This window comes from Streptomyces sp. PA03-5A (assembly GCF_033792725.1).
In the GTDB taxonomy this organism is placed as follows: Bacteria; Actinomycetota; Actinomycetes; order Streptomycetales; family Streptomycetaceae; genus Actinacidiphila.
Map to the genome: position 1 here is coordinate 60,894 of NZ_JARAVL010000010.1, position 13,101 is coordinate 73,994.

Sequence of the window (13,101 nt, forward strand, 5' to 3'; positions counted from 1 at the left end):
CTTCCGATCCGGCCCCGTGCACGGCGGTGCGGGCGGGCCGTGAGGAGGCCCGCCCGCACCGATGGGATCCGGCGCCCCGCGTCAGCGGAGGCCGAAGGCCCGGATCACGGTCTGGGTGACCGCGTTGCCCGCGGAGTCGTGCGCACGCGCCCGGAGCGAGACGAACCGGGCCTGCTTCGGGGCCGACAGCTTGAAGCGGCCGTCGTGCCCGCAGGCGGTCTTCCGCCAGGTACGCCCGTCGTCGTAGGACACCTCGAGGGAGACGTCCGAGAGGGAGCCCGCGCCGACGGCGCCCGGGAGGTGGGCGGCCGTGACGGACAGCGCGTCGTTCCGGGCGGCCCTGCCGTCCGCGTCGGTGGCGATGCCGTAGTCGATCTGAGGCAGTGGCAGCACCGCCGCGTCGTCGCCCGCCGGGGCCTTGGACGTGAACTCCCACTCGGTGTGCGTGGTGCCGGAGTAGGGGCTCACCGAGGCGTCACGGCTCGCGTCCAGCACCAGGCGGTAGGGCAGCCGGCCCGTACCGGGGGCGGTGCCCCCCATGCTGGTGTTGGTCGTGCTCTGGCCCAGGCGCGTGCCGCCCTGGTAGAGCGTGAGCGTCTGCCGTGTGCGCTGGTAGTCCATCGACATGCCGACGTGGTCCGCGCCACCCCATGCGGGGATGTCGAAGGCCAGCCAACTGCCGCTGCGGGTGGGCAGCTTGTAATTGTCGTTGAGGTACGGCCGCTCGACGGGCTTGAACCACTCCTGGCTGTGCCGGCTGCCCGCCCGGTACGTGGTGCGCGGTTCGACCTCGTACAGCAGACCGTCGACGTAGGCCTCCTGGCCCCAGGAGTAGCCCGGTCCGGTGGAGACCCAGTCGACCCGCCGCGAGTTCACCGGCTCCCGCATCGTCAGGCCGATGCCCCAGTTGGAGTACACGGGCCAGTCGAAGCGGAACTCGCCGCCGCCCTGGGCCGGGTCGGGGCTGTCGAAGGTGACGTCGACCCGGGCCAGGTTCTTCGTGCCGCCCTTGACGACGAGGTGGCCGGGGATCTCGTTGTGCCACGTCCACATGAGGTCGTAGACGTACGGGCTGACCGGCTGCGAGCCCACCTTCAGCACGGCGCCCCGTGCCGACGCGCGGCGCAGGAGCCGTTCGCCCTCGTCGGTGCTCAGCAGCGCCACGTCGATCCGGGCGGGCGTGAAGGGGTCGTCGGTGTAGCTCCGCAGCTGGCGTCCCGGCTGGTCGTTCACGACGAGCAGGAGCCTGGCGCCCGCCGCGACCGCCGCAGCGGCCTGTTCGGCGTCGCCCACGGTGCCGCCCCGGCGCACGACCACCGCCTTGCCGCGCGCGTCGAGCCCGGCGTAGTCCGCGCTCGCGCCGTCACCGGCGGCCACCAGGGGGAACGCGTAGTGGCCCTGGGCGAGCGCGGTGACGTCCTCCTGCCGCAGGACGTCGGTGAACGCGTCGTTCCCGGCGGTGACGGACAGCGCCGGCTGCTCCTTGCGCCAGCGGGCGCCGAGGTGGAAGTCGCCGTGGGTGACCTCGTGCGTGGTGGGCTGGGCCCAGAGGCTGTCGTAGCTGGTCTGGGTCTCCATGTAGTCGCGCCAGCTGCCGCCGCCCATCGCGCGGTTGTACTCCAGGCGCTGGTAGGTCACCTCGGTCGGCTGTGGTGTCGTCATGTCGACCCGCTGGAGCTTCGTCGCGTCCAGCGTCACCGTGCGGTCGCGGTCCATGACGACCTCGGGGTCGCCGAGCAGTGCCATGCCCATCGAGTGGGGACCGTGCACGCCGCGCACGTCCTTGAAGGACAGTACGGAGTAGACGTCGTCCGGGAGCCAGGTCTCCAGCCGCCCGGTCTGGTCGACGAGGTAGAACGCCGGGTCGAAGTCGCCGGAGCGCAGCACCTCGACGACCCCGGACATGGGCTTGCCCTCGCCGTCCTTGAGGACCATCGTCAGCCTGTGGGCGGCGTCGCCCAGCGACACCGCCGTGTGGGTGACCGTCCTCCCCGCCGTGTCGGCCGCGACGACCTGACCTGACCAGCGGCCGTTTCCGGTCCCCTTCGAACCGTTGATGGTGACGGTGACCTCGGCGGTGCCGTGCGCCGGCACGACGACCCGGGACGCGGACAGCGCGAACAGCCCCGCGGGGGCGTTCGGGACCTGGACGGACAGGGCGAGCGTCACCGGGGAACCCCCGGTGTTGGTGTACGTGACCGGGCGTGCGACCGCGGCGGCACCGCCACCGGCCTCGGCCTGGCCGGTGAACGCGGTCGCCGAGGCGAACACCTCGGCGCCGAGCGCCGAGGGCACGTCCACCCGCCCGCTGCCCGCCTGGAACGCGTCGTACTGCGGGGTCTGCTTCGAGCTGCTCACCAGCAGGTCCTTCAGCTGGGAGCCGGTGAGCCCCGGGCGCGCGGCCGCGAGCAGGGCCGCGGCGCCCGCGACGTGCGGGGTGGCCATGGAGGTGCCGCTGAGCGTCTGGTAGCTGCCCTCACCCTCCGGCGCGTACTGCGAGCGGGCCGCCAGGACGTCGACGCCGGGCGCGGTGATCTCCGGCTTGAGACCGCCGTCGCCGACGCGCGGACCCTGGCTGGAGAACCAGGCGACGTCGTCGGAGGAGTCGACGGCTCCCACCGTCAGGGCGGCGTCCGCCGCTCCCGGCCCGCCGATACTGCCGGGCGTACCCATGTTGCCCGCGGCGATGACGAACAGCGCTCCGGTCTGCGCGCTCAGGCGGTCGACCGCCGCACTGAGGGGGTCCGTGCCGTCGGACGGGGTGTCGGAGCCCAGGCTCATGCTCACGACGTCCGCGTCCTGGTCCACCGCGGCCCATTCCATACCGGCCAGCACCCAGGAGTCCTGGCCGGAGCCCGAGTCGGCCAGCACCTTGCCCACGTGGAGGTCCGCGCCGGGGGCGACGCCCCTCTCCTGGCCGCCCGAGGCGGCCCCGGTGCCGGCGATGGTGGACGCGACATGGGTGCCGTGCCCGTTGCGGTCCGTCACGTCCTCGTCCGGGACGAAGGTCCGGGTGGCGGCGATCCGGCCGGACAGGTCCGGGTGCCCGGTGTCGACACCGGTGTCGAGGACGGCGACGTCGACACCCTTGCCGGTGTCGCCGGCCGACCACGCCTGCGGGGCGCCGATCTGGGCGGTGGTGTCGGCGAGATCGGCCTCGACCTTGCCGTCGAGCCAGATGCGGGCGATGCCGGAGCCGAAGGCGGGGGTGTCGCCGGAGGTGGTCTTGGCGGCGCGCGATCCGGCACCGGGCGCGGAGGTGACGGCCTGCCAGAAGTCGGCGGACCGGTCCCTGTCCTCGGTGAGGGCGGCACCCTGGACGCTGCTGAGGTCCCTGACCCGGGTGGCACCGCGCGGCGTCGTGGAGCGCAGGCCGGCGGCGGTGCCGTAGGAGACGATGAGCGGCAGCTGGTCGAGGTGCGCGTCGTCGTAGCCGTCCGCGACGAGCTTGCTGATGTTGAACAGGCGCCGGTCCAGGGTGCCCGCCGCCACGTAGGGGAGGGCGGATTCCGGATAGACGTAGAGGTCCCCGCGGGACTCCATGATGTGCGCGCGGCTCTGGGACCCGCCCGCGCCGCGCACCTCGACGGTGCCTCCGGCGGTACCGGACTGCCGGGTGATAACGATGTCACCCGTGATCAGGGTGACCGTGTGGACGCCCGCGGGCACGTTGCCCCGCGCGGCCGGGGCGTCGGAGCCGGCGCTCCCGGGCGAGGCGGCCTGGGCCGCCTGGGCGGCGGACAGGGCGGCGGGTTGCGCCATCGACAGGAGGGCGGCGCCGGTGGCGGCGAGCACGCCCCAGCGTCTGGGTGATGGTCTCAAGGGATCCCCTGGCTGTTCCGTGGGGCCGGGGTCGGCCCGACGACGGTTCGGACTGCCCCGGTGGGGGCGGTCGCATCCTGGCCCCAAACCCGGGGACGGGGGCAGGGCGTGCGAGGTGATCTTTCCCACGTCCGCAGCGCGACCGTACGGGTTTGGGATCGTCAAACCCGTCCCCACGTGCGGAAGTTGCCGACCGGACCGATGGCGCGGCGCACCGTTGCGAGCCCGGCGGGCGCCGAGGCGTACCTGGGGGACCGGCCCGGCCGTCGTCGAGCCCTTCGAGAAGCGCGTACGCGCCGCGGTCGCCAGGGGGCTGGTGAGCTTCAGGTTCCGGCACCGCGTCGACGAGGTCGTGCGCACCGCCGGCGTCGTCACCGGGGTCCGCGGAGCCATCCTGGAACCGAGCAACGCCCCTCGCGGCACCCGCAGTTCGCGCACCGTCGTCGGCGACTTCGAGCTGCGCGCCCCGGTCGTGATCGTGACCTCGGGCGGCATCGGCGCCAATCACGACCTGGTGCGCCAGAATTGGCCGGCCCGGCTCGGCGCACCGCCGAAGAACATGATCTCCGGGGTGCCCGAGCACGTGGACGGCCGGATGCTCGCCATCACCGAGCGGGCCGGCGGGCGGATCGTCAACCCGGACCGCATGTGGCACTACACCGAAGGTCTGCAGAACTACGCCCCGATCTGGGCCAAGCACGGCATCCGCATCCTCCCCGGTCCCTCCTCGCTGTGGCTGGACGCCACCGGCAGGCGGTTCTCCGCCCCGGACCTGCCCGGGTACGACACCCTCGGCACGATCAGGACGATCACGGGCACCGGGTACGACTACTCCTGGTTCGTGACCACGCAGAAGATCCTGGCGAAGGAGTTCGCCCTCTCCGGCTCGGAGCAGAACCCGGACCTCACCAACAAGGACATCCCCCTCACCCTCTCCCGCCTGTGGCAGACCCCGGAGCCCATCGAGCGGTTCAAGAAGAACGGCGTCGACTTCGTGGTCTCCTCCTCCCTGTCCGGGCTCGTCGCCGGGATGAACAGGCTGACCGGGCAGGTCCTCATCGACCTGGCCGACCTCAAGCGGCAGATCGACGCCCGCGACCGCGAGATCGACAACCCGTACACCAAGGACGCCCAGGTGATGGGGATCCGCAACGCCCTGGCGTACCCGGGCGACTTCCTCAGCCGTACCGCCACGGCCACAAGATCACGGACCCGGCCGCGGGACCGCTGATCGCGGTACGGCTGAACATCCTCACCCGCAAGACGCTCGGGGGTCTGCAGACCGACCTGTCCGGCCGGGTCCTGGACGCGGCGGGGGAGCCGGTGCCGGGCTTGTACGCCGCCGGTGAGGTCGCCGGTTTCGGCGGTGGCGGCGTCCACGGTTACCGCTCCCTGGAGGGCACGTTCCTCGGCGGCTGCCTCTTCTCCGGCCGTCAGGCCGGGCGTGCGGCGGCGGCCGCCACCGCGACCTGAGGGGCATCCCGTCCGCGGCGGGCCGGTGGCCACCGGCCCGCCGCCGGGGCGCGCGCCCGCCGCTGTCCGGGGAGCGGGCGGAACGCTGATCGATTTCGGACAAGATTTGTTGCCGCCATGACAATGATGTGATCCCGATGTCACGCTGTGTCCGCACCCGCACACGGACGGCGCCATCCCGCACTGCGAGCTCCGCCCCGCCCGGCCCACCCCGCCGGCGGGTCCGCACGGCCACCGTCAGCCGACCGCCGCAGGAGGAGAACTCCTTGTCCCACTTACGCACCCTGCCCCGTCACGCCAGGGCGACCGCCGTCGCCCTGACCGCCGCCGCCGCACTGCTCGGCGCGGCCCTTCCCTCAGGCCCGGCGCTCGCCACAGGCCAGGGACGGGGCAGCACGACGATCGTCGCATCCCCCCACACCGGCGCGTTCCCCGCGCGCCTGTCCCCGTCCGCCCGCGCCACGCTGATCCGCGAGGCCGGCTCCGCGGCGCCCGCGACCGCCAAGGCGCTGCGCCTCGGGCAGCAGGAAAGACTCGTCGTCAAGGACGTCGCCAAGGACGCCGACGGCACCGTGCACACGCGGTACGAACGCACCTACGCCGGACTCCCCGTGCTCGGCGGCGACCTCGTCGTCCACCGCGACGGCAACCGGCTGACCCAGGACCGCGCCAACGACACGACGCTGTCCGTGCCCGGCATACGGCCCGCGGTCCCGGCGGCCACCGCCGGGAAGAAGGCCCTCGCCGCCGCGCCACGGACCGGAAAGCCCCGCGCGGCCGGGGAGCCGCGGCTCGTCGTCTGGGCCGCGACCGGCAGGCCGGCACTGGCCTGGGAGACCGTCGTCACCGCCACCCAGGCCGACGGCACCCCCAGCGAACTGCACGTCGTCACCGACGCCCGCACGGGCAAGGAGCTCTCCCGCTCCGAAGGCGTCAAGACCGGCACCGGCACCGGCGCCTTCGTCGGCACCGTCCCCCTCGGCACCACCGAGGCCGGCGGTGCCTACGAGCTCCGCGACGGCACCCGGGGCGGCCACTACACCACCGACCTGAACAACACGACTTCCTCCGGCACCGGCACCCTCTTCACCGACGCCGACGACGTCTGGGGCGATGGCACCGTCGCCAACCGCCAGTCCGCGGGCGTGGACGCCCACTTCGGCGCCGGCGCCACCTGGGACTACTACCAGGACACCTTCGGCCGCAACGGCATCTACAACGACGGCGACGGGCGCTACAGCCGCACCCACTACGGCAGCAACTACGTCAACGCCTACTGGAGTGACACCTGCCGCTGCATGACCTACGGCGACGGCTCGGGAAACACCCACCCCCTCACCGCCATCGACGTGGCCGGGCACGAGATGAGCCACGGCGTCACCAGCGCCACCGCCGACCTCAACTACAGCGGTGAGTCCGGCGGCCTGAACGAGGCCACCTCCGACATCTTCGGCACCATGGTCGAGTTCCACGCGGACCTCGCCGCCGACACCCCCGACTACCTCATCGGCGAAGAGATCGACATCAACGGCGACGGCACCCCGCTGCGCTACATGGACAAGCCCTCCAAGGACGGCGACTCGCGCGACTACTGGTCGTCCTCGCTCGGCGGCGTCGACGTCCACTACTCGTCGGGCCCGGCCAACCACTTCTTCTACCTGCTCGCCGAGGGCAGCGGCCCGAAGACCGTCAACGGCGTGGCCTACGACAGCCCCACCTACGACGGCGTCCCGGTCCCCGGCATCGGAGCCGCCAACGCCGCCGCGATCTGGTACCGGGCACTGACCACGTACATGACCTCGACCACCGACTACGCCGGAGCCCGCACCGCGACCCTCCAGGCCGCGGCCGACCTCTTCGGCGCCTACAGCCCGACGTACATCACCGTCGCCAACACCTGGGCGGCCGTCAACGTCGGCCGCCGCATCGTCGACGGCATCGACCTGATCCCGCCCGGCGACCAGATCAGCGGCGTCGGCCAGACGGTCTCCCTGCAGGTCGAGGCGACCACCAGCAACGCCGGCGCCACCCTGGAGTACGAGGCCACCGGGCTGCCCGACGGCGTGGGCATCGACCGGGACACCGGCCTGATCTCCGGCACCCCGGACTCCACCGGCACCCACGAGGTCACGGTCACCGTCACCGACAGCACCGGCGACACCGCCTCCACCGCGTTCACCTGGACGGTCGCCTACGTCTACGGCAACAGCACCCGCGTCGACATCCCCGACGCCGGGGCCGCCGTCGAGTCGCCGATCACCGTGACGGGCCGCGGCGGCCACGCCTCCGCCGTCACCCAGGTCCACGTGAAGATCGTCCACACCTGGCGCGGCGACCTCGTCGTCGACCTGGTCGGGCCCAGCGGCCGCACCTACCCGTTGCTCAACCAGACCGGCGGGTCCGCCGACAACGTCGACCAGACCTTCACGGTCGACGCCTCCGCCGAGACGATCGACGGCACCTGGAAGCTCCGCGTCCGCGACGCCGTCGCGCTCGACACCGGCTACATCGAGAACTGGACCATCACCCCGTAGCGGACCACACTCCGCTCCGCCGGCGGGCCGGGCCACCCCCCTCCCGGCCCGCCGGCGCCCCACGTCCCCGATAACCCGTTGCCGCGGGCGGACACGACGGGTGATCATCGCGGGATGATCACGACCCCGCCCGACGGCCGCGCCGGAATCGACGCGTCACTGGTCAAGCGCCTGCTCGCGGCGCAGTTCCCGCAATGGGGCCACCTGCCCGTCACCCCGGTGGAGGCCGACGGCTGGGACAACCGCACCTACCGCCTCGGGCACGCCATGACGGTCCGTCTGCCCACCGCCGAAGGCTACGTCCCCGCGGTGGCCAAGGAGAACGAGTGGCTGCCCCGGCTCGCGCCCTCGCTCCCCGTCGCCGCCCCGTCCGTCCTCGGCATGGGCGCCCCGGGCGAGGGCTACCCCTTCCCCTGGTCCGTACGCGGCTGGCTGCCCGGCGAGACCGCCGCGCCCGAACGCATCGCCGACCTCACCCGGTTCGCCGTGGACCTCGGCGAGTTCCTCCTCGCGCTCCAGGGCTGCGACCCCACCGGCGGCCCGTCCGCCGGCCCGCACAGCTGGTACCGGGGCGCGTCGCCCGCCCACTACGACCAGGAAACCCGCCGCTGCCTGGCCCTCCTCGACGGCCACGTCGACACCGCCCGCGCCCGCGCCGTCTGGGACGCCGCCCTCGCCGCCGAGTGGCACGGCCGACCCGTCTGGTTCCACGGCGACATCGCCTCCGGCAACCTCCTCGTCCGCGGCGGCGAACTCGCCGCCGTCATCGACTTCGGCACCTCCGGCGTCGGCGACCCCGCCTGCGACCTGGTCATCGCCTGGACCATGTTCTCCGGCTCCGGTCGCGAGGCGTTCCGCCGCACGGTCCGCCAGGACCCCGCCACCTGGGCCCGCGCCCGCGGCTGGGCCCTGTGGAAGTCACTGCTCGTGCTCGCCGACACCCTCACCACCGACCCGGCCCGCGCCGAGGTCAACCGGCACGTCATCACCGAAGTCCTCGACGACCACGACCACTTCGCGCGGGCGGCCGTGGCGGGGTGAGGGGCCGGATCAGGCATCCGCGGCGGCGCCCGGCCACCGGAGGACCAGGCGGGTGAAGACCTTGTCGATCACGTGTCCCGCCGGGAGTTCGTGGTCCGGGGTGCCCGCGGGGTGGACGGACAGGGCCGGATACCCCGTGCCGCGGACGTGCCGGTCCCAGGCGCGCACGCACACGACCAGGCGCTCGGCCGACAGGGGCCCGGCCGCGCCGTAGGCGTGGACGACGAGTTCCAGGCGCCGCCCCCGGGCCTCCGGCCCGCCCGGGACCTCGGCGTGGGTGAGATGGGCGAGGGAGCCATCCGCCACCACGGCGGCGGCGTCCCCGCTCCTGGGAAGGGCCACGCGCCCTGGACCCCGTGAACCGCCCCGCACCAGGCGGCAGAAGCCGGGCAACGTGGTGGCCGCGAACAGCTCAAGCGTCTCCAGGGACTCCTCGGCCGCGACGGTGACGCCGGTCCTCAACTCATGACGCCCGCCGCGCAGCGTCTCCCCGACGCCGGCCGTGTCCGGCACGGTGCCGTCCCCGAAGCGCAGCTGCAGCCCGGCGCCGGCAAGGTCGACCACCGGAAGGGTCCGTGCCGCGGCCCCGCGGTCGCGGACGAATCCGCAGTACGTCCATCCGCGGGAGCGCAGCACCTCACCCTCCTTCTGGAGGGCGATGGCGCGGGTGTAGCCGTGGATCTCCAGAGGCAGGACGAGGTACCGCCCGTCGGCGAGCTGACGGACCCACTCGGGGGAGACGTCCCAGGTCCGGTAGGTGATCACACTCGCGTCGAAACCGCCCCGCGGGACGTGACCCGGCGCCCCGTGCCCGCCGTCGCCGAGTACGACGGTGACGCGGCCGCTCCCTGCCTCCGCGGTGAGGCGCCTGGTGCGACGGACCACGTACGGGTCGACGTCGACCGTGACGACCCTTCCTGCCGGACCGACGACGTGGGCGATGAGTTCCGCGTTGTACCCCGCGGATCCGGCCTCGAACACCGTCATGCCCGGCTCCAGACGCATCTTCTCGAGCATGTCGGCCTGCAGCCACGGCGCGGAGACGGAGCTGACGGACTCCCCGCTCGCCGTGCGCCGGGTGACGACGGCGAGATCGTGGTCGTACGCGGTGGCAGGCGGGCTCTCGGGGACGTACCTGTGCCGCGGCACGGACCGGAGGGCCTCCTGGACCGCGGGCGAGGGGGCCCAGCCCCCACGGACCACGTCGTCGGCCATGCGCTCGCGCAACCGCGCCGCCGGTGCCGGTTCGCCCTCGACCGGGGGTTGCCGGCCGGCCGTCTCATAGGTCGTCGTGGACGGCTGGTCCGGCACGACGCCGGGCCATACGGTGGCGAGGGCCTGTGCGGACGGCGCGAAGACAGGCCCGAGCGCGGCGAGGGCGTGCAGCTCGTGCCACTCCCACCGCAGGAAGCGGTCCGGCTCGCGCACGGTGGGTTCGCCGGACCAGGAGACGGCCCGGACGACGGCGGAGAGGCGGCGGACGCGGCCGCGGTCGTCGTGGAGGATCGCCACCAGATGGACGTCCTGCGTCCCGCAGGACAGGCCGGTCTCCTCGGCCAGTTCCCGTACCGCGGTCTCCGGGAAGGTCTCGCCCGGTTCGACGCGGCCGCCGGGCAGTTCCCACATGCCCTCGGCGGAACGCCCCAGGAGCACGCGGCCGCAGCCGTCCGTGACGACCACGCACGCACCGGCGACCGCTGCCGCGTCCGGTTCGCCCGCCTTCTCCACCGCCGTGAACACCGGGCGCGGATCGCGCAGCACGAGCACGGCGAGCCCCTCGGCGTCGAAGCGGTCCACCGAGGCCCACCCCTCGACGAGGACGCCGATCTCGTCCTCGTCCAGGGCGATGCTCCTCCGCTCCTCCGGGGTGTTCGCGGCCAGGGGCGTGATCACCACGAGGGCACCCCCGGTGCGGAGGCGGGCGGCGAGACGGCGCAGTACGCGGGAACGATCACGGAGGAACGCGACCACCAGGCGCAGCGTGATGAGGTCGTAGCCGGCTTCGTCCAGCTCGGCGGGGACCTCGCGCTCGACGTCGCCGCACAACCACCGCACGCCGTCCGAGGCGTACGCACGCTGTGCGGCCCGCTCCAGGGCGCTCTCTGTGAAGTCGACGCCGTCCACCGCGTACCCGAGCCCCGCCAGGTGCAGGGTCAGCTCCCCGGTGCCGCAGCCCACGTCCAGCGCGCGCGACCCGCTCACGGCCGGAACGTGCTCGGCGAGCAGGTCGCGTTCCGTTGCGGTGAGCCCACGGAAATCCCGCCCCGCGGTGTAGTGCTCGTCCCATGCTGTCCGGCTCGTGTAGGCCAACGGAACACTCCTGTCGCGTGGGTGACGGGCGGGCCGGGCAATGGCCGTTCCACCGGGTCCAACGAACAGGAGGGGCCCGACGACCGGGCCGCTTTCAGCCGTCATGGGGGCGTTGTCACGTCGGGGGCACGGCGTTCGTGCCGTACACCGACCCTTGGCGCACCGGCACTCCGCGCGAGGCGGTGATGGCCGAAACGCCGGCCGGCTCAGCCCGCGCGTTCCACCGCGCTGCGCTCCACGCAGAACTCGTTGCCCTCCGGGTCGGCGAGCACCACCCAGCCCGTGCCGTCGGGGCGGCGCCGGTCGTCGACCTGCGTCGCGCCGAGCAGGAGGAGGCGCTCGACCTCCTCGTCCCGGGTGCGGTCCTGCGGCTGGACGTCCAGGTGCACGCGGTTCTTGACGGTCTTGGGGTCAGGAACGGTCACGAAGAGGATGCCGGGGCCGCCGTCGACCTCGATCAGCGCCTCCTCGTCACCGGGCTTGTCGTCCTCGTGGAGCGGACGGTCCAGGACGAGGGACCAGAAGCTCGCCAGACGGTGGGCGTCGGCGCAGTCGATCGTGATGTGGCGCATTGCGGAGGTCATGGGGCGGATTCTGGTCCACGGCGCCGGACCGGGGCAACGTGGTTGTGTCAGGGGCGGCCGATAGCGTTCACGCGTTCCCCCACCGGATCCCGTGAGCCCGGAAGCAGGCAGCGACAGCCGTGAGCGACGACGTCCTGTCGGTCATACCGACCGACCCCCGATGGCAGCCCGACCGTGACGCGGCAGAGCGTGTCGCCGCCCTCGTCGCCTCGCTGGAACCCGGGGATCCCGACGGTGCGGACATCGAGATCGAGGTCAGTCGGTACGACACCATCACGCCGGTCGAGTGCGGCGGCAATCTGGTCGCCATCGGCTGCCCGTTGTGCGGTGGCCCCGTCGACACCGCCTGGTGGTCGGCCGTGTTGGACGCGCACCGGGACGAGGGCTTCGTGACGCTGTCGGTCGACGTCCCGTGCTGCGGGGGTGCCACGGTGCTGGACGAACTGCACTACGACTGGCCGTGCGGGTTCGCGCGCTTCGAGATCGCCGTGTGGAACCCCCGCCGTGACTGGTTCGGCGACGACGAACTGGCCGCCGTCGGTGAAGCGCTCGGCCACCCCGTCCGGCAGATCAGGGCTCACATCTGAACGGGCCGGGCACCGGCCCGTCAGTCCGCGCGCCCTGTCGCGGCCACCGTCACGCCGAGGCCGATCATCGCCAGCCCGCCGGCGCCGCCGATCGCGGACAGGCGGCGGTCGGAGCGGCCCAGCCAGACGCGGGCGGCGGAGGCGGTCAGGCCCCACAGGGTGTCGCTGACGAGGCCGATGCCGATGGGGACGAGGCCGAGGAGCAGCATCTGCGCGGGCAGCGACCCGGCGGAGTGGTCCACGAACTGGGGGAGAACGGCGGCGAAGAAGACGATGCCCTTGGGGTTGGTGACCCCGACCGCGAGGCCGTCCGCGACGGTCCGCAGGTCGCCGCGGACGGGCCGCTCCGGGCCGCCGCCCATCGCGCCGACCGTGAGCTCCCGGCGGTGCCGGAACGCCTTCACGCCGAGGAAGACGAGGTAGGCGGCCCCGGCCAGTTTCACCACCAGGTAGAGCGTCAGGGACCGCTCGATCAGCGAGCCCAGGCCGAACGCCACGGCCACCACCAGGAGGTACGAGCCGATGAAGTTGCCCAGCACCGACGCGAGAGCGGTGCGGCGACCGTGCGCCAGGGCGCGGCCGATGACGAAGAGCACGCTGGGCCCGGGGATGACGATGACGAGCAGGGACATCGCCGCGAACGCGAGCAGCCGGTCGGTGGACACCATGGTCCCTCACCTCCGCGGCCATTGAACCAGGTGCCCGGGGGCCCCGCCGGTCGTGCGCCGGCCGGCAGGGAACCCCGGGGAC

General features: G+C 73.2%; 7 protein-coding genes and 1 pseudogene. 4 read left to right on the top strand and 4 right to left on the bottom strand.

Annotated features, from left to right (window positions below):
• Positions 1 to 81 precede the first annotated feature (81 nt).
• The gene (locus tag PV410_RS14515) at positions 82 to 3,822 is read right to left on the bottom strand and encodes a S8 family serine peptidase (protein WP_500324589.1); all 3,741 of its coding nucleotides are present in this window, start codon (positions 3,820 to 3,822) and stop codon (positions 82 to 84) included.
• Positions 3,823 to 3,937: 115 nt separating this feature from the next.
• Between PV410_RS14515 and PV410_RS14520 the strand changes: the two are divergent.
• The 3 genes and pseudogenes from PV410_RS14520 to PV410_RS14530 form a co-directional block, all read left to right on the top strand.
• Positions 3,938 to 5,295, top strand: a pseudogene (locus PV410_RS14520) (FAD-binding dehydrogenase); the annotation flags it as partial.
• A gap of 266 nt (positions 5,296 to 5,561) precedes the next feature.
• Positions 5,562 to 7,829, top strand: coding sequence for a M4 family metallopeptidase (locus PV410_RS14525; protein ID WP_500324591.1), 2,268 nt, complete (start codon positions 5,562 to 5,564; stop codon positions 7,827 to 7,829).
• A gap of 114 nt (positions 7,830 to 7,943) precedes the next feature.
• The gene (locus tag PV410_RS14530; protein ID WP_500324593.1) at positions 7,944 to 8,870 is read left to right on the top strand and encodes an aminoglycoside phosphotransferase family protein; all 927 of its coding nucleotides are present in this window, start codon (positions 7,944 to 7,946) and stop codon (positions 8,868 to 8,870) included.
• Positions 8,871 to 8,879: 9 nt separating this feature from the next.
• Here PV410_RS14530 and fxlM read toward each other — a convergent pair whose 3' ends face one another.
• Both fxlM and PV410_RS14540 read right to left on the bottom strand, forming a co-directional pair.
• Positions 8,880 to 11,180 carry a methyltransferase, FxLD system gene (fxlM, locus tag PV410_RS14535; RefSeq protein ID WP_500324594.1) on the bottom strand — a complete coding sequence of 767 codons (2,301 nt, stop codon included), beginning with the start codon at positions 11,178 to 11,180 and terminating at the stop codon, positions 8,880 to 8,882.
• A gap of 206 nt (positions 11,181 to 11,386) precedes the next feature.
• Positions 11,387 to 11,764, bottom strand: coding sequence for a VOC family protein (locus PV410_RS14540; protein ID WP_500324596.1), 378 nt, complete (start codon positions 11,762 to 11,764; stop codon positions 11,387 to 11,389).
• A gap of 119 nt (positions 11,765 to 11,883) precedes the next feature.
• Here PV410_RS14540 and PV410_RS14545 point away from each other — a divergent pair, with 119 nt between their 5' ends.
• Positions 11,884 to 12,351 carry a hypothetical protein gene (locus PV410_RS14545; RefSeq protein ID WP_500324597.1) on the top strand — a complete coding sequence of 156 codons (468 nt, stop codon included), beginning with the start codon at positions 11,884 to 11,886 and terminating at the stop codon, positions 12,349 to 12,351.
• A gap of 20 nt (positions 12,352 to 12,371) precedes the next feature.
• Here PV410_RS14545 and PV410_RS14550 read toward each other — a convergent pair whose 3' ends face one another.
• The gene (locus PV410_RS14550; protein WP_500324599.1) at positions 12,372 to 13,019 is read right to left on the bottom strand and encodes a LysE family translocator; all 648 of its coding nucleotides are present in this window, start codon (positions 13,017 to 13,019) and stop codon (positions 12,372 to 12,374) included.
• Between the last annotated feature and the right edge of the window lie 82 nt (positions 13,020 to 13,101).

Bases quoted from the DNA above. Each gene is read 5' to 3' on its own strand.
- PV410_RS14530 (WP_500324593.1), top strand. From the start codon at position 7,944: ATGATCACGACCCCGCCCGACGGCCGCGCCGGAATCGACGCGTCACTG.
- PV410_RS14550 (WP_500324599.1), bottom strand. From the start codon at position 13,019: ATGGTGTCCACCGACCGGCTGCTCGCGTTCGCGGCGATGTCCCTGCTC.
- PV410_RS14540 (WP_500324596.1), bottom strand. From the start codon at position 11,764: ATGACCTCCGCAATGCGCCACATCACGATCGACTGCGCCGACGCCCAC.